Here is a 15,981-nt window from a genome sequence, read left to right on the forward strand (position 1 = left end):
AGACAGGGGAGTCCGAAAGCACTTTACTTTACGTCAGTGCCCGGGTAGTACCCCGAATAATTAGCTCGCAGTCCAGTAAACGTGAGCCACTGCTGACGCTCTGCCCTTGTAATTGATCGAGCAGTAACAGCATAGCTTCACGTCCGATATCGAAACGCGGTTGTGCGACGGTTGTCAGGGGTGGATCACAAAATTCCGTCAGTGAAATATTATCGAAGCCAATGATAGATAAATCATCCGGTACTTTTAAGCCCTGACGTTTGGCGTAAGAGAGTGCGCCAAGCGCCATCACATCGCTGTGACAAAAGACCGCGGTCGGAGGTTGCGGTAGCTCAAGCAGCTGTTTTAACGCGTTGGCGCCCGCTTCATAGGTGAAATCACCGCGCGCGATGAAGTGTGGATCGACGGTAATTCCACTGCGGCGTAGTGCCTGAACATAGCCTTGCAGGCGGTAGTGGCACAGCGGCATATCCTCTGGCCCGGCAATACAACCAATGCGCTTATGCCCCAGTTCCAGCAGATAATTCATCGCGTTAAAGGCGGCAGTGAGGTTATCAATGTGCACGGTGGGCAGTTCCAGCTCTGGCGCGAACTCGTTGGACATGACCATCGGCGGCAAGTTGCGTTGCTCTTCCACGCTGGCATCAAACGGCAGGCGCGAGCTGAGCAGCACCATGCCATCGATCTGCTTGGTGATTATGAGATTGAGGAAGGTCTTTTCCTGCTGGTTCTGGTGCGCGCAATCGCCGATCAGCACCAGATATCCCTGTTCTGCGGCGGTCACTTCTATGCCGCGAATCACTTCGCTAAAAAAGGGATCGCAGATATCCGGCACAATCACCAGAATGGTACGTGACTCATTACGCTTAACATTGCGTCCCATTGATTGGGGTAAATATCCCACTTCCAGCGCGGCCTGCTCAACCTTGTTACGGGTTGACTGTGAGACTTTGTCCGGGTTCATTAATGCGCGGGATACGGTTGCCGTTGAGACTTTCGCCTTCAGAGCAACATCTTTCATCGTAGCGGCGGCAACCTGCTTATTCGGTTTCACTCTTTCTCCTCGCCAGAGGGCTGCTGGCACAGACTCGTCCCTGGGTAACCTTCATCTGAAACATTTTTATCAGATAGTTAATGGAAGCGGTTACAGAATTTTCATAAAAAGTGTGATGGATGTTTAATTTTACGATCCGCCTCGCATCATGAGGCATTATCCCTCGATGGGATCGACATCCAGCACCCATTTAACCTTACGTGCATCGGGTAACGTATTGATCAGCGCCAGCGTGCCGCTGACGATATGTTGCAGGCGAATTCTCGACGGGTGCTGCAACAAAATTTGCCATCGATAGCGACCGCCGCGTTTGGGCGCCAGGGCGGGAACCGGGCCGAGCACCCACAGCTTGTCATCAGACAGCGGACTGGCCTGAATCAGATTTCGTAACTGCTGTAAGAACATTGGCGCATGCTGGTTATTATGATCTTCTGCCCGCACGATCACATGGCTGGTCCACGGTGGAAGCTGGAGCGTTTGTCGCTCGGCCAGCGCCTGTTCGGCAAATGCGTCATAACCTTTATACAGCAAGGTTTGTAGCAACGGATGTTCAGGATGGTGCGTTTGCAGCACCACTTCGCCTTGTTTCCCGGCGCGCCCAGCTCGTCCGGAAACCTGGGTATAAAGTTGGGCGAAACGTTCAGCCGAACGGAAATCGGCAGAGAATAGCGCCCCGTCAACATCCAGCAGTGCAACCAGCGTGACATCCGGAAAGTGGTGGCCTTTGGCCAGCATTTGTGTGCCGATAAGAATGCGAGCGCCGCCGCGATGCACTTCCGCCAGATGCTGCTCCAGCGAGCCTTTACGGCTGGTTGTGTCGCGATCGATGCGTGAAATCGGCACACCGGGGAAAAACGGTGCCAGAGCCTGCTCAAGCTGTTCGGTGCCAAGTCCAACCGGAACCATATGCGTCGAGCCGCAGGAAGGACACTGACGCGGTATTGGGCGCTGGCTGTCGCAGTGGTGGCAGCGTAAATGGTGCTGTGCCTGATGCAGGGTATAGTAGTGATCGCAGCGCGGACATTCGGCAATCCAGCCGCAGTCGTGGCACAGCAGCGCAGGCGCAAAACCACGGCGGTTCAAAAACAGAATTACCTGGTTATCTGCTTGCAGATGCTGACGCATACGGGCGATAAGCGCAGGGGCGAGCCCGGCCTGTACCTGCTGACCTTTCAGATCCAGCACGTGCTGAGTGGCTGGGCGTGCATTCCCGGCGCGTCGCGTCAGGCGCAGCATGCGGTATTTTTTCTGCCGCACGTTGCACAGCGTTTCCAGCGCCGGGGTGGCTGAGCCGAGAATTATAGGAATTTGTTCGCTATGGGCGCGATAAACCGCGAGGTCGCGCGCGTGATAGCGCCAGCCTTCCTGCTGTTTATAAGAGCTGTCGTGCTCTTCGTCGATGACAATCACGCCGAGGTTTTTAAACGGCGTAAACAGCGAGGAGCGCGTACCGATAACTATCGCCGCTTCGCCATTCTTTGCTTTCAGCCAGGCTGAAAGACGTTCGCTGTCGTTCAATCCGGAGTGCAGGACTTCGACCGGCGCATTAAAGCGTTCACGAAAACGGGCAATAGTTTGCGGCGTCAGGCCAATCTCCGGCACCATTACCAGCGCCTGTTTGCCCTGGGCAAGGACATTTTCCAGTACGCTTAGATAGACCTCTGTTTTGCCCGACCCTGTCACGCCCGCTAATAGCCAGGCGCTAAAGCTGTCCGACGCGCTATGAATCGCGCCAACAGCGGTGGCTTGCTCGGTATTCAGCCGCAGACGCTCACCGGAAACGGCGTAGTGCGTACGCCAGTCGCTAAAGCCTGGCGTTTCACTCGCCAGGGAGCACAGACCTTTTTTCCGCAACGCCTGTAATGCGGCGTCATTAAATTCCAGTTCAGCGACCTGGTCACGCCATATTTTTCCCTGGCGTAGCGCAGCCAGCGCCTGCTGCTGTTTGGGAGAGCGCTTCAGGCTGTTCAGATCAATAACCTGGCCTTCTTCAGTGGCAAACCAGTACCACATGGGCGCGTTAGTCGCCGGACGTCCCTGGCGCAGTAAAATTGGCAGAGCGTGAAACAGTACGTCACCGATAGGATGATGATAATAATCCGCCGCCCACAACAGCAGACGCCAGACAGAGGTCGAGTAGACCGGTTCGCTGTCCAGCACTTCGAGAACGGCTTTCAATTCGCTCCGCGGCAGTTCACTGTGCTCGCTGACGGAAAGGACGATACCCACGCGCTCTTGCTGCTTGCCAAAAGGCACGCGTACACGACACCCGGCTTTGGCGCTCATGCCTTCCGGCAGGAGGTAGTCAAAAGTACGAGGTAGCGGAACGGGTAAGGCAACGTGCGCAACGGGCATTGAATCATCCTGACTTGAAATCTGGCGGGTTAGTATACACATTAGTGGAGGGTAGAATGCGGATCAGTTTGCATGAGCAGGTTAATTTCTGTATGATTCGCCGCCTTTGATACAAATTTGTATCACTGACCTATACTATTAACATCGCGTGGTGTCTGGCGTTAGGGCTGGAAGAGCGACGCGGCCTTAAACCGAGGTTTTCCCATGAAAAAAGATATTCACCCGAAATACGAAGAAATTACTGCAAACTGCTCTTGCGGTAACGTCATTAAAATCCGCTCTACTGTCGGTCACGATCTGAACCTCGACGTGTGCAGCAAGTGCCACCCGTTCTATACTGGCAAGCAGCGTGATGTTGCTACCGGTGGCCGTGTTGATCGCTTCAACAAGCGTTTCAGCATCCCGGGCAGCAAATAAGTTCCTGCTGTCAGAAAAAAGCGCCTTATGGCGCTTTTTTTGTATCTGTACTTGATAATAAAACTTACATTGATGTATTGAATGATGTTTCACTTTTAATAAATGAAACAGTGTTTTTATTTTTTAAGATAAAATATTCGCACTAGTGATCTTCGTCATTTTTATCTTCTGTTCTTTGCCACTCATGCCAATTCCTGGCAAAATCTCAAAGGTTTATCCCCTCTTTCTAAAATACACTTTCGCGGAAATATAAAATTATTCTTACGACTCTATTGCTTTCCTGTTTATAGCCCGGAATGTGATGGTGAATTTCTTTATTTAGTGTGAAAAGGGATTGTCATGAAATTTAAATCTACCTTGTTACTTATTCCATTATTATCTGCGGCCGCGCAGGCGGGTTATGTTGATTACCGCCATGAATATTATGATGACGGGCGAAATTACGATCGTGTTTATATGTCTCATCGTTTTGCTACAGGTTTTGGTGTAGCGGTAGAGGCCATTTCACGTTCTGAAGATACGCAATCGAACGATGCGTGGAATAATATGGAAAGTAACGGTAACGAGTATACGGCAAGTTACCAGTTTACCTGGCGGGATCTCATCTGGCAGCCAGGTATTGCGATCGAAACGGGCGATAACATCACGATTTATAAACCTTATATCCGCGTGCAGTACAACATCAACGACAGCTGGTGGACCGCGTTCCGCTATCGTCAGGAGTACATGCGCAGAAACACTGACGGCAAAGATGACCGCATGGTCTATCGTCCGGAAGCCTGGCTTGGTTATAACGTCAATAACTGGATGTTTGAGCTAAACGGCATTTATAAAATTGCCGATAGCGAAGATTTATATAACAACCGGAAAGATGATTATGAATATAACTTCCGTGTCGCTTATAAAATAGATTCCTGGGTTCCATTTATTGAAATTGGTAATGTTTCTTCGGGTTATGACACCACCACGACTGACGATCGCCAGACCCGCTATCGTGTCGGCCTCGGTTATAACTTCTGATTGTTAATACTCTGCGTATTGGTTTATTACGTTGAACACCAGGATATACGCATAGTTTGCGTGAATAATATGTCTAAGGAGTTAACATCATGTCTAATGATGGAACTATGATTGGAAGTCATCAAAGTATTGCCGTCAGGCCTTTCGGATTAAGAGATAAATTTGGTTATTTGTGTGGCGACCTCGGAACCTGTTTTATTCTTGGGTTAGTAAATAGTTTTTTAATGATTTATTACACTAACGTCCTCGGCATTTCAGGAGTTATTGTCGGCTCGCTCTATTTTGTGACTAAGCTCTTTGATGCGTTTGTCGATGTTGGTGTAGGGCGCTTATGCGATACCTCTAAATTGACGGTACATGGACGATTTAATCCGTGGGTGCGCCGTATGAAGTACCCGTTCTGCATCATTGCGGTGGTCCTGTTCCTGCCGTTTGTGAATGATTTTTCTTATACGGCGAAAATTATCTATATCTGCTGTTCCTATTTTGTTTACGGTTCACTGTTATCGACAGTCAGCATTCCATATGGCGCCATGTCTGCGGCGATTAGCTCGAACCCGGAAGATCGGGTGTCACTGTCAACCTGGCGCAGCGTGGGTTCCGCCATCGGCGGTGGAGCAACCGGCTTTTTTATCCCGATTCTGATGTACACCACCCTGGTGGACGGAAGTCAGGTGATTTCCGGGCAACATTTTTTCTGGATTGCTATTGGTTGTGCCGTACTGGGCTTTATCTTTTTAACGTTGACCTGTCAGTTAACAACAGAACGTGTGCGCGTGGAGCGAAAAGAGAGTATGCCCGTATCGGTGCTGCTGAAGGGATTGTTACGCAATAAAGCACTGATCGTTTTAGTTGTGGTGGATCTGCTGATTGTGATTAACCAGGGGTTGTCAGGTACCAACATGACTTACCTGTTTAATGACTACTTCCACAACAAAGAGGCCATGTCCGTGGCGTTGCTATTTACCTTCGGCTCTCTGGTTTTGCTGGCACCCTCGGCATCCTGGCTGACGAAGCGGTTTGGCAAAAAAGAGGCCAGCGTCGGCGCATTGCTCTTTGCGGTGGCGATGTATCTGATTATGTACTTCATCCATATTACGGACGCGAAAGTCTATTTGGTTTTCCTGTTCCTGGCGACGCTGGGGGCAGGGCTATTCAACCTGATGATTTGGGCGTTTATGACTGATGTTTGTGATTATCATCAGTATGTCACCGGCGATCGTGAGGATGGTACGGTTTACGGTGTGAACTTCTTTGCCCGCAAGGTGGGTCAGGCGTGTGCAGGGGCGATTGGTGGCTTTATGCTGGCCATCATTGGTTATCAATCTTCGTCAACGGGCGGTGCAGTGCAAACCAGCATTGTGCAGGAAAATATTTATACGATGGCAAATCTCTTGCCGGCTTTGTGCCTGTTTTTGGCGGCGGTTATTCTGATTTATTGCTATCCATTGAACCGCAGAGAAACGCTCAAAATGGAAGAAACATTGAATAAAATCAATGGTATTAGAAAATAACGTTGTGAGAAACGGCGGGGTTATCCCGCCTTTTCTCTTTTTTTCTAACCGTCAGCCGATCAGTACTCCCACGTCTCCGGGTCGATCCCCAGTTCACGCATGATGATCTTCGCCTCTTCCGGGATCTCATCACTGCGTTCTTTGCGCAGATCCTCGTCGTTTGGCAACGGTTGTCCGGTAAAGGCGTGCAGAAACGCTTCACACAGCAGTTCGCTGTTGGTGGCGTGGCGCAGGTTATTGACCTGACGACGCGTGCGTTCATCGGTAAGGATTTTTAACACCTTCAGAGGAATGGAAACCGTAATTTTTTTGACTTGCTCACTCTTCTTACCGTGCTCAGCGTATGGGCTGATATATTCGCCGCTCCATTCAGCCATGAGATACCTAATCCTCTTTGTCATTAATATTGAGGCCAGAACCTGAGCCCGGACCATAATTGCGCGTAGTTTATCGTAGTGGCGCGGCCCTGACACGAAGTTAGCCGACGCAAATGTACGCTAATGCATATAATTTTAACGGCTATTTCCTGTTTGCTCAATCTATACGCAAAGAAGTTTAGATGTCCAGATGTATTGACGGCTATTGTAACAATGATTACTCTGGTGTCTGACTTTTCACCGACTCAGCCAGGATCTCCTCAATATGACGCGTAAACAGGCCACCATTGCAGTGCGTAGCGGATTAAATGACGACGAGCAGTACGGTTGCGTTGTCCCGCCGATTCACCTCTCCAGTACCTATAATTTCACCGGTTTTAATGAGCCTCGTGCTCATGACTATTCACGCCGTGGCAACCCAACGCGTGATGTGGTTCAGCGTGCGCTGGCGGAGTTGGAGGGGGGCGCTGGTGCAGTGCTGACCAATACCGGCATGTCGGCGATTCATCTGGTCACCACGGTGTTTCTGAAGCCTGGCGATCTGCTGGTCGCACCGCACGACTGTTACGGTGGTAGTTACCGCCTGTTTGACAGTCTGGCAAAACGTGGCTGTTATCGTGTGCTGTTTGTCGATCAGGGTGATGATCAGGCGCTGAAAGCGGCGCTGGCAGAAAAACCGAAGCTGGTGCTGGTCGAAAGTCCAAGCAACCCGCTGCTGCGCGTGGTAGATATTGCAAAAATCTGCCAACTGGCACGTGAGGCTGGTGCGGTGAGCGTTGTCGACAACACTTTTTTAAGTCCTGCACTGCAAAATCCACTGGCATTGGGCGCCGATCTGGTGTTGCATTCATGCACGAAATATTTAAACGGTCACTCAGACGTGGTGGCTGGTGTTGTTATAGCCAAAGATCCGGAAACGGTCACTGAACTGGCATGGTGGGCGAATAATATTGGCGTGACCGGCGGCGCATTTGATAGTTATCTGCTGTTGCGCGGCCTGCGTACTCTGTCACCGCGTATGGAAGTGGCACAACGTAATGCTCAGGCTATTGTGGACTACCTGCAAACCCAGCCGCTGGTGAAGAAACTGTATCATCCGTCACTGCCGGATAATCAGGGGCATGAGATTGCCGCGCGTCAGCAAAAAGGGTTTGGCGCGATGTTGAGTTTTGAACTGGATGGCGACGAGCAAACATTGCGTCGCTTCCTGAGCGGGTTGTCATTGTTTACGCTGGCGGAATCATTAGGGGGCGTTGAAAGTCTGATCTCCCACGCCGCGACCATGACACATGCGGGTATGGCGCCAGAAGCGCGTGCTGCTGCCGGAATTTCGGAAACGTTGTTGCGTATCTCCACCGGTATTGAAGATGGCGAAGATTTAATTGCCGACCTGGAAAATGGCTTCCGGGCTGCAAACAAGGGGTAAACATGAGTGTGATTGCGCAGGCAGGGGCGAAGGGTCGTCAACTGCACAAATTTGGTGGTAGTAGTCTGGCAGACGTGAAATGTTATTTGCGTGTCGCAGGTATTATGGCGGAGTACTCGCAGCCTGACGATATGATGGTTGTTTCCGCCGCGGGCAGTACCACTAACCAGTTGATTAGCTGGCTGAAGTTAAGCCAGACCGATCGTCTTTCTGCGCATCAGGTTCAACAGGCGTTACGTCGCTATCAAAGCGAGCTTATCAGCGGTTTGTTACCTCCTGAGGTGGCGGATGGGTTGATCGGCGCGTTTATTCACGATCTGGAACGCCTGGCCGGGTTACTCGACAGCGGTGTAAACGATGCCGTTTATGCTGAAGTCGTCGGGCATGGCGAGGTGTGGTCCGCGCGTTTGATGTCCGCTGTCCTTAATCAACAGGGGCTGGAATCGGCCTGGCTGGATGCGCGTGAGTTTTTACGTGCTGAACGCGGCGCTCAGCCGCAGGTGGATGAAGGTCTTTCTTACCCATTACTGCAGCAACTGCTGGCGCAGCATCCGGGTAAGCGCCTGGTGGTGACTGGTTTTATCAGCCGTAGCAATGCGGGTGAAACGGTCCTGCTGGGGCGTAACGGCTCTGACTACTCGGCGACGCAGGTTGGTGCGCTGGCGGGCGTTTCTCGTGTCACCATCTGGAGCGATGTCGCCGGGGTTTATAGTGCGGACCCACGTAAAGTCAAAGATGCCTGTTTGCTACCGCTGCTGCGTCTTGATGAGGCCAGCGAGCTGGCGCGTCTGGCGGCTCCGGTTCTGCATGCCCGCACCTTACAGCCGGTTTCGGGTAGCGATATCGACCTCCAGCTGCGCTGTAGCTACACGCCGGATCAGGGATCAACGCGGATTGAGCGAGTACTGGCTTCTGGTACCGGGGCGCGCATCGTGACCAGCCATGACGACGTCTGTCTGATTGAGTTTCAGGTTCCCACCGGCCAGGACTTTAAGCTGGCCTACAAAGAAGTCGACCAGATTTTAAAACGCACCCAGGTGCGTCCGCTGGCGGTGGGCGTGCATCCTGACCGTCAGTTGCTGCAATTTTGTTATACCTCCGAAGTCGCTGACGGCGCACTGAAAATTCTTGATGAAGCCGGTTTGCCGGGCGAGCTGCGTCTGCGCCAGGGGCTGGCGCTGGTGGCGATGGTTGGGGCAGGTGTAACGCGCAATCCGCTGCATTGCCACCGTTTCTGGCAACAGTTAAAAGGCCAGCCAGTCGAGTTTACCTGGCAGTCGGAAGAGGGGATCAGTCTGGTTGCGGTACTGCGTACCGGCCCGACCGAAAGCCTGATTCAGGGTTTGCATCAGTCTATTTTCCGCGCAGAAAAACGTATTGGTCTGGTGCTGTTCGGCAAGGGGAATATTGGTTCACGCTGGCTGGAACTGTTTGCCCGCGAACAAACAACGCTTTCCGCGCGTACCGGGTTTGAATTCGTGCTGGCAGGCGTGGTGGATAGCCGCCGCAGCCTGCTGAACTATGAAGGGCTGGATGCCAGCCGTGCCCTGGCCTTCTTCGACGACGAAGCGGTAGAGCAGGATGAAGAGGCGCTATTCCTGTGGATGCGCGCCCACCCGTATGATGATTTAGTGGTGCTGGATGTGACGGCCAGTGAACAATTGGCCGATCAGTATCTGGACTTCGCCAGCCATGGTTTCCATGTCATTAGCGCCAATAAACTGGCGGGGGCGAGTACCAGTGATAAGTATCGCCAAATTCATGATGCTTTCGAAAAAACCGGTCGCCATTGGCTGTATAACGCCACCGTGGGCGCAGGTTTGCCGATCAACCATACTGTGCGCGATCTGATTGATAGTGGCGATACGATTCTGTCGATCAGCGGGATCTTCTCCGGCACGTTATCCTGGCTGTTTCTGCAATTTGATGGCACGGTCCCGTTCACCGATCTGGTGGATCAGGCCTGGCAGCAAGGGCTAACTGAACCGGACCCGCGCGTCGATCTTTCTGGCAAAGATGTGATGCGTAAGCTGGTGATCCTGGCGCGTGAAGCAGGTTACGATATTGAGCCGGACCAGGTTCGCGTTGAGTCACTGGTGCCTGCGCACTGCGAAGAAGGCTCCATTGACCATTTCTTTGAAAATGGCGATGAGTTGAATGAACAGATGGTGCAACGTCTGGAAGCTGCACGTGAAATGGGGCTGGTGTTGCGCTACGTGGCGCGTTTTGACGCCAATGGTAAAGCGCGTGTGGGTGTTGAAGCGGTCCGCGCTGAACACCCGCTGGCAGCGCTGTTGCCGTGCGATAACGTATTCGCCATAGAGAGCCGCTGGTATCGCGATAACCCGCTGGTGATCCGTGGACCGGGCGCGGGCCGTGACGTCACCGCTGGGGCGATTCAGTCTGACATCAACCGTTTGGCGCAGTTGCTGTAGTTTGCGTTGCCGGATGGCGCTTACGCTTATCCGGCCTGGCGATGACACAAACCGTAGGCCCGGTAAGCGGCAGCGCCACCGGGCAAATCCAGGATGTTGTATTTCTCCGTCAGCGTCCTTATCGTCTGAAACCCAGAATGGGCAGAGTAACGTGGGCTTTGCTGAAATTCCGTCTGTTGCTGCAACCAGTTGAGAAAATGATGACTTGCCGCCAGGGTTATTGACGCTCCTTTTTCAACCTGACCCTCTGTTAACAAACACACCATTTTACGCGTGTCGCCTTGTTGCCAAATTTGCCACTGGTTTTGCCACCATCCCTGATAACTTTTGCCCAGTAACTGCCAGGGCCTGGTGTGTTGATCGTCGCTGATTTCTTCATCCACAAACCAAAGCGAGGCGTGATGTTCGCGAAATTGTTCCGCCCATGCGGTAATCACTGCGCCGCGCAGAAAGCATTCGTGGGCAATAATGTGCGTTTTTACCGCAGGCCAGAGGTGGCTCAGGACGCGGAAATGCCCATGCGCGGTAATGACCGGGCGTAAAATTGCGCCGCTGGCGTTACGTTTGAGCATCGCGCTGCCGTACTGAATTTCGTCAAATTGGCTGCGGCGTAAAAACTGCGTTTCTCGCTGACTGACTCGTTCCACAATATCATCATGACTCACCACTGGCTCAGTGCTGCCGCGCCAGCGGTAACGCAATGAAGCCCCGGCAGGATGAGGTGTGAAATTGCTGGAAATATGCAGAATATTACCGCGAATAGCGTCAAAACTGAGCAACACATAGAGTTGCTGATCTGCACTGGCACCCTGAAAAGGTACGATCAGAGAGACTGTTGCGATTTGTTCGGGCGGTTGGATGGCGACAAGCGGTTGCTGCTTTGGTGTCCAGACCTTTTTGCAGCTCCGGCACTGAACGCGCTGGCTGCCCTGGGGATTTCGGCCATAGCGTATCGTTTCTCGCTGGTAACAACGTGGGCAAAAATGACCGCTTTGGGCGGCAAAATCCGTTAAATATGCTGACAACCACCTACCAAACTGTTCCTCATTAAACAGCGGGGGATAGCTGCCGCATGCCCGGCAATGCAGTGCGGCATAACCCAGCCGATACTCTGGCCAGCTGTAATCTGCTGAGCTCGCCAGTCCCAGATTTTGGCAGCCAAAGGATTTACAGCAATTGATAGTGAACGGAGATGTCATCGTATTACCAACGATTTTTAATGGTCGTTGATTTTGACCCGCGACTATCATCGGTGGATGTGAGTTTTCTCACATAAAAAACCCTTTCAGAACGTAACGTAGCGATTCTTTATATGACTGAAAGGGATTGATTATGAAGTTAAAAATGCTTGCTGTTGGTGTTCTGGTATCGTTGCCGCTCTGGGCGAGTGCCAAAGATGTCACAATTATTTATACCAACGATCTTCACGCCCACGTTGAACCTTATAAAGTCCCATGGATTGCTAATGGCACGCGTGACATTGGCGGTTGGGCCAATATCACGACGATGGTGAAGCAGGAGAAAGCGAAAAACAGCGCCACCTGGTTTTTTGATGCGGGTGATTATTTTACCGGGCCGTATATCAGCAGCCTGACCAAGGGCAAGGCGATTATCGATATCATGAACACCATGAATTTTGATGCTGTCACCATGGGTAATCATGAATTCGATCACGGTTGGGACAATACGCTGTTGCAACTGAGTCAGGCGAAATTCCCCATCGTGCAGGGTAATATCTTTTATCAGAACAGCAGCAAAATGTTCTGGGATAAGCCTTACACCATTATTGAAAAAGATGGCGTGAAGATTGGCGTGATTGGCCTGCACGGCGTGTTTGCTTTTGATGATACGGTTTCTGCGGCGACACGTATTGGTATCGAAGCGCGTGATGAAGTGAAGTGGTTGCAACGCTATATCGATGAGCTTAAAGGCAAAGTCGATCTCACCGTGGCGCTGATCCATGAAGGCACGCCAGCGCGTCAGTCCAGTCTGGGCGGCACCGATGTGCGCCGTGCGCTGGATAAAGACATCCAGACCGCAGGCCAGGTGCAGGGGCTGGATATCCTGATCACCGGTCATGCGCATGTGGGCACGCCGGAGCCGATTAAAGTCGGTAATACCCTGATCCTTTCCACCGACAGCGGGGGTATTGATGTGGGTAAACTGGTGCTGGATTATCAGCAGAAACCGCATCAATTTACCGTGAAGAATTTCGAGCTAAAGACCATTTTTGCGGATGAATGGCAACCAGACCCGCAGACGAAACAGGTCATCGATGGCTGGAATAAAAAGCTTGATAAGGTGGTACAACAAACGGTTGCAAACTCTCCGGTTGAGCTGACGCGTGCTTACGGTGAATCTTCTTCGTTGGGCAATCTGGCGGCGGATGCGCTGCTGGTGGCGGCAGGTAAAGATACCCAGTTAGCGCTTACTAACTCAGGCGGCATCCGTAATGAAGTCCCCGCAGGAGCCATCACCATGGGGGCGGTCATTAGCACTTTCCCGTTCCCGAACGAGCTGGCCACAATGGATCTCACCGGTAAGCAGTTGCGTAGTTTGATGGAGCACGGTGCGAGTTTAAGTAACGGTGTTTTGCAGGTATCTAAAGGCCTGGAGATGAAGTATGACAGCAGTAAACCGGTCGGTCAGCGAGTCACCGTATTGACGTTAAACGGCCAACCCATTGAAGACGCCACCATCTATCACATTGCCACCAATAGCTTCCTGGCGGACGGTGGTGATGGTTTTGCCGCATTTACCGAAGGTAAAGCGCGAAATACATCCGGAGGCTACTACATCTCTAATGCGGTTGTTGATTATTTCAAAGCGGGAAATCCGCTGACGGATGAGCAACTCAAAGGCATGCGTGTGGCAGATGTGAAACCGTAGCGAGCTCAGGCCAGCAGACAATCCGCTGGCCTGTTGTTTTAGCCTCTGTGAGAGGCAAACACCTCTTTCGCGGCAAACAAACCATTGAGTGCCGCGGGGAAGCCAGCATATACGGCCATCTGCATAATCACTTCAACGATCTCATCCTGCGTTAAACCCACGTGTAATGCCGCGCCAATATGTACTTTCAGTTGCGGTGTGGCGTTACCCAGCGCAGTTAATGCCGCGACGGTAGCTATTTCTCTACTGCGTAAATCCAGCCCCGGTCTTGAATAGATGTCGCCAAAAGGAAATTCAATCAGGTATTGGGCGAAGTCTGGCGCAATGTCCTGCAGACTTTCGATGACTGCATCGCCCCCTTTGCCATCTACTTTTTGCAACATCTCCTGGCCGGTAATAAAGCGTTCTGAAAGCATCATTTCTTCCTCTATCGTGTGGTCTGTGGCGTGAGGATAGAGCGCGCAGAATGATTGGGATAATACCGTTTCCGTGATACTTTTTTGGTATGACAATATCGCCCCTGCACTCTCTGGATATCCGTCTGCTGCGCTACTTCACCGTAGTGGCCGAAGAGAACAACATGAGTCGTGCGGCGCAACGTCTTTTTATGTCGCAGCCGCCGCTAAGCCGTCATATTCGCCAGCTTGAAGAACGCCTGGGGGTGACGCTTTTTGTCCGTCATACCCGTGGGCTTACGCTGACGGAGGACGGCCAGCGCGTACTTGAAATGGTGCGTCCGCTGCTGGCGCTACAGGACAAGACCTATATTGCATTGAGCCAGTTGGCGCAGATGGAGGTGCAACCTCTGCGTTTAGGATTAAGCACGGCGTTTGAACAGGGCGTTTTTGTGGCGCTTGAATCAACGCTAAATGCTCGTGTAAAAATGCTGCGTGTCATGCGTCACGGCTCACCTGAACTTGTTCGTCAGGTAAGGCGAGGCAAACTGGATGCGGCGCTGGTGGCTTTGCCTATTGAGGCATCTGGGCTTACCGTCACCCCTTTAGCCTGGCAAGAGCCGATAATTGCTGCATTACCCTCCTTTTGGTCAGAGGCTTGTACGGCTTCTCTTTCCTTATCGGCACTCAACCACCGACCGTTGTTCTGGTTCCAGCGGGAACGTAACCCGGCTTTCTTTGACTATACCCGGCAGATTTTCCACCGCGCTGGTTACTCTCCTTCCTGTCTTGAAGAACCACTGGAGCATGATGTGCTGCTTGCGCGGATTGCCCAGGGCGATGGTTTAAGTTTGCTCCCGGCTTCATTTGCTGCTATCCAGCGCCAGGGCGTGGTATTCCATCCACTGAGCGATGCTGAGCTGTGTATCCGTGCCGGGTTAGTGATGTTGCCTGAAAATGAGAGCCGGTTGCAGTGGGTGCAAGAACTCATGACGCAATCCCTCATCAATTCAGACTGATGTGAATTTTTTTCACGTTGGCTGAGTATTCCTCACCTTTAGCGATGATTTTTGTGTTGACGCCAGCATGCTTTTCCGTCATTTTTACATCTAGACGTCTAAACGTATAGCAGTTTACAACACAACATATAACGACAAAAGATTGATGAGGTAAGGTATGAGCTTTTTTCACGCCAACCAGCGGGAAGCCCTGAATCAGAGCCTGGCAGAAGTTGCCGGTCAGATTAACGTTTCATTTGAGTTTTTCCCGCCGCGCACCAGTGAAATGGAGCAAACCCTGTGGAACTCCATCGATCGCCTGAGCAGCCTGAAGCCGAAGTTTGTTTCAGTCACTTACGGTGCAAACTCTGGTGAGCGCGACCGTACGCACAGCATTATTAAGGGTATTAAGGATCGCACGGGTCTTGAAGCGGCGCCGCACCTGACCTGCATTGATGCGACCCGTGATGAGCTGCGTACCATTGCTCAGGACTACTGGAACAACGGTATTCGGCATATTGTGGCCCTGCGTGGTGACCTGCCGCCGGGAAGCGGTAAACCGGATATGTATGCTTCTGACCTGGTGACGCTGCTGAAAGACGTTGCTGACTTTGATATCTCCGTTGCGGCTTACCCGGAAGTGCACCCGGAAGCAAAGAGTGCTCAGGCTGATTTGCTGAACCTGAAGCGTAAGGTTGATGCCGGTGCGAACCGCGCGATCACCCAGTTCTTCTTCGATGTAGAAAGCTATCTGCGTTTTCGCGATCGCTGCGTGTCTGCGGGTATCGATGTGGAAATTATTCCGGGTATCCTGCCAGTCTCCAACTTTAAGCAGGCGAAAAAATTTGCCGACATGACCAATGTTCGTATCCCTTCCTGGATGTCGACAATGTTTGATGGTCTGGATGATGATGCCGAAACCCGCAAGCTGGTAGGGGCGAATATCGCCATGGACATGGTGAAGATCCTCAGTCGCGAGGGGGTGAAAGATTTTCACTTCTATACGCTCAACCGCGCTGAGATGAGCTACGCTATTTGTCACACACTGGGTGTAAGACCGAATTAAACAGATGCCCCAGCCCTCTACGGAGGGCTTTTTAT

General features: G+C 51.9%; 13 protein-coding genes. 8 read left to right on the forward strand and 5 right to left on the reverse strand.

Features of this window, described 5'->3' with window-relative positions:
- Window positions 1-28: 28 nt before the first annotated feature.
- Both cytR and priA read right to left on the reverse strand, forming a co-directional pair.
- Window positions 29-1,054 carry a DNA-binding transcriptional regulator CytR gene (cytR, locus tag AL515_RS02430; RefSeq protein ID WP_003825179.1) on the reverse strand — a complete coding sequence of 342 codons (1,026 nt, stop codon included), beginning with the start codon at window positions 1,052-1,054 and terminating at the stop codon, window positions 29-31.
- Between the two features lie 156 nt (window positions 1,055-1,210).
- The gene (priA, locus tag AL515_RS02435) at window positions 1,211-3,409 is read right to left on the reverse strand and encodes a primosomal protein N' (protein ID WP_061066974.1); all 2,199 of its coding nucleotides are present in this window, start codon (window positions 3,407-3,409) and stop codon (window positions 1,211-1,213) included.
- A gap of 204 nt (window positions 3,410-3,613) precedes the next feature.
- Between priA and rpmE the strand changes: the two genes are divergently transcribed.
- From rpmE to AL515_RS02450, 3 genes are all read left to right on the forward strand, one after another.
- Window positions 3,614-3,826, forward strand: coding sequence for a 50S ribosomal protein L31 (rpmE, locus tag AL515_RS02440; RefSeq protein ID WP_003028810.1), 213 nt, complete (start codon window positions 3,614-3,616; stop codon window positions 3,824-3,826).
- Between the two features lie 339 nt (window positions 3,827-4,165).
- Window positions 4,166-4,846 carry an oligogalacturonate-specific porin KdgM family protein gene (locus AL515_RS02445; protein ID WP_061066975.1) on the forward strand — a complete coding sequence of 227 codons (681 nt, stop codon included), beginning with the start codon at window positions 4,166-4,168 and terminating at the stop codon, window positions 4,844-4,846.
- Window positions 4,847-4,935: 89 nt separating this feature from the next.
- Complete coding sequence (locus AL515_RS02450; RefSeq protein ID WP_061066976.1) at window positions 4,936-6,360, forward strand: MFS transporter; 1,425 nt, start codon at window positions 4,936-4,938, stop codon at window positions 6,358-6,360.
- Window positions 6,361-6,419: 59 nt separating this feature from the next.
- On the opposite strand, the gene metJ is transcribed toward AL515_RS02450, so the two are convergent.
- Entirely contained in the window at window positions 6,420-6,737 is a 318-nt protein-coding gene (metJ, locus tag AL515_RS02455; protein ID WP_048213988.1) for a met regulon transcriptional regulator MetJ, read from the reverse strand.
- Window positions 6,738-7,002: 265 nt separating this feature from the next.
- Between metJ and metB the strand changes: the two genes are divergently transcribed.
- Together metB and metL are read left to right on the forward strand one after the other, a co-directional pair.
- Window positions 7,003-8,163 carry a cystathionine gamma-synthase gene (metB, locus tag AL515_RS02460; RefSeq protein WP_005121701.1) on the forward strand — a complete coding sequence of 387 codons (1,161 nt, stop codon included), beginning with the start codon at window positions 7,003-7,005 and terminating at the stop codon, window positions 8,161-8,163.
- Window positions 8,164-8,165: 2 nt separating this feature from the next.
- On the forward strand, window positions 8,166-10,598 hold the full coding sequence (gene metL, locus AL515_RS02465; protein ID WP_048213987.1) for a bifunctional aspartate kinase/homoserine dehydrogenase II: 2,433 nt from the start codon (window positions 8,166-8,168) through the stop codon (window positions 10,596-10,598).
- Window positions 10,599-10,624: 26 nt separating this feature from the next.
- On the opposite strand, the gene AL515_RS02470 is transcribed toward metL, so the two are convergent.
- A complete protein-coding gene (locus AL515_RS02470; RefSeq protein WP_061068787.1) occupies window positions 10,625-11,797 on the reverse strand; it encodes a hypothetical protein in 1,173 nt (390 codons plus the stop codon).
- A gap of 133 nt (window positions 11,798-11,930) precedes the next feature.
- Here AL515_RS02470 and AL515_RS02475 point away from each other — a divergent pair, with 133 nt between their 5' ends.
- Window positions 11,931-13,487 carry a bifunctional metallophosphatase/5'-nucleotidase gene (locus tag AL515_RS02475; protein ID WP_061066977.1) on the forward strand — a complete coding sequence of 519 codons (1,557 nt, stop codon included), beginning with the start codon at window positions 11,931-11,933 and terminating at the stop codon, window positions 13,485-13,487.
- Window positions 13,488-13,525: 38 nt separating this feature from the next.
- On the opposite strand, the gene AL515_RS02480 is transcribed toward AL515_RS02475, so the two are convergent.
- Entirely contained in the window at window positions 13,526-13,903 is a 378-nt protein-coding gene (locus AL515_RS02480; RefSeq protein ID WP_048213984.1) for a carboxymuconolactone decarboxylase family protein, read from the reverse strand.
- Window positions 13,904-13,992: 89 nt separating this feature from the next.
- On the opposite strand from AL515_RS02480, the gene AL515_RS02485 reads away from it, so the two are divergent.
- Together AL515_RS02485 and metF are read left to right on the forward strand one after the other, a co-directional pair.
- Entirely contained in the window at window positions 13,993-14,901 is a 909-nt protein-coding gene (locus AL515_RS02485) for a LysR family transcriptional regulator (RefSeq protein WP_061066978.1), read from the forward strand.
- Between the two features lie 157 nt (window positions 14,902-15,058).
- Window positions 15,059-15,946, forward strand: coding sequence for a methylenetetrahydrofolate reductase (gene metF, locus AL515_RS02490; RefSeq protein WP_005121692.1), 888 nt, complete (start codon window positions 15,059-15,061; stop codon window positions 15,944-15,946).
- The last annotated feature ends 35 nt before the right edge of the window (window positions 15,947-15,981 follow it).

The organism is Citrobacter sp. FDAARGOS_156, assembly GCF_001559235.2.
Lineage (GTDB): Bacteria > Pseudomonadota > Gammaproteobacteria > Enterobacterales > Enterobacteriaceae > Citrobacter > Citrobacter youngae.

Bases quoted from the DNA above. Each gene is read 5' to 3' on its own strand.
- priA (WP_061066974.1), bottom strand. From the start codon at position 3,409: ATGCCCGTTGCGCACGTTGCCTTACCCGTTCCGCTACCTCGTACTTTT.
- rpmE (WP_003028810.1), top strand. From the start codon at position 3,614: ATGAAAAAAGATATTCACCCGAAATACGAAGAAATTACTGCAAACTGC.
- AL515_RS02445 (WP_061066975.1), top strand. From the start codon at position 4,166: ATGAAATTTAAATCTACCTTGTTACTTATTCCATTATTATCTGCGGCC.
- AL515_RS02450 (WP_061066976.1), top strand. From the start codon at position 4,936: ATGTCTAATGATGGAACTATGATTGGAAGTCATCAAAGTATTGCCGTC.
- metJ (WP_048213988.1), bottom strand. From the start codon at position 6,737: ATGGCTGAATGGAGCGGCGAATATATCAGCCCATACGCTGAGCACGGT.
- metB (WP_005121701.1), top strand. From the start codon at position 7,003: ATGACGCGTAAACAGGCCACCATTGCAGTGCGTAGCGGATTAAATGAC.
- metL (WP_048213987.1), top strand. From the start codon at position 8,166: ATGAGTGTGATTGCGCAGGCAGGGGCGAAGGGTCGTCAACTGCACAAA.
- AL515_RS02470 (WP_061068787.1), bottom strand. From the start codon at position 11,797: ATGACATCTCCGTTCACTATCAATTGCTGTAAATCCTTTGGCTGCCAA.
- AL515_RS02475 (WP_061066977.1), top strand. From the start codon at position 11,931: ATGAAGTTAAAAATGCTTGCTGTTGGTGTTCTGGTATCGTTGCCGCTC.
- AL515_RS02480 (WP_048213984.1), bottom strand. From the start codon at position 13,903: ATGCTTTCAGAACGCTTTATTACCGGCCAGGAGATGTTGCAAAAAGTA.
- AL515_RS02485 (WP_061066978.1), top strand. From the start codon at position 13,993: ATGACAATATCGCCCCTGCACTCTCTGGATATCCGTCTGCTGCGCTAC.
- metF (WP_005121692.1), top strand. From the start codon at position 15,059: ATGAGCTTTTTTCACGCCAACCAGCGGGAAGCCCTGAATCAGAGCCTG.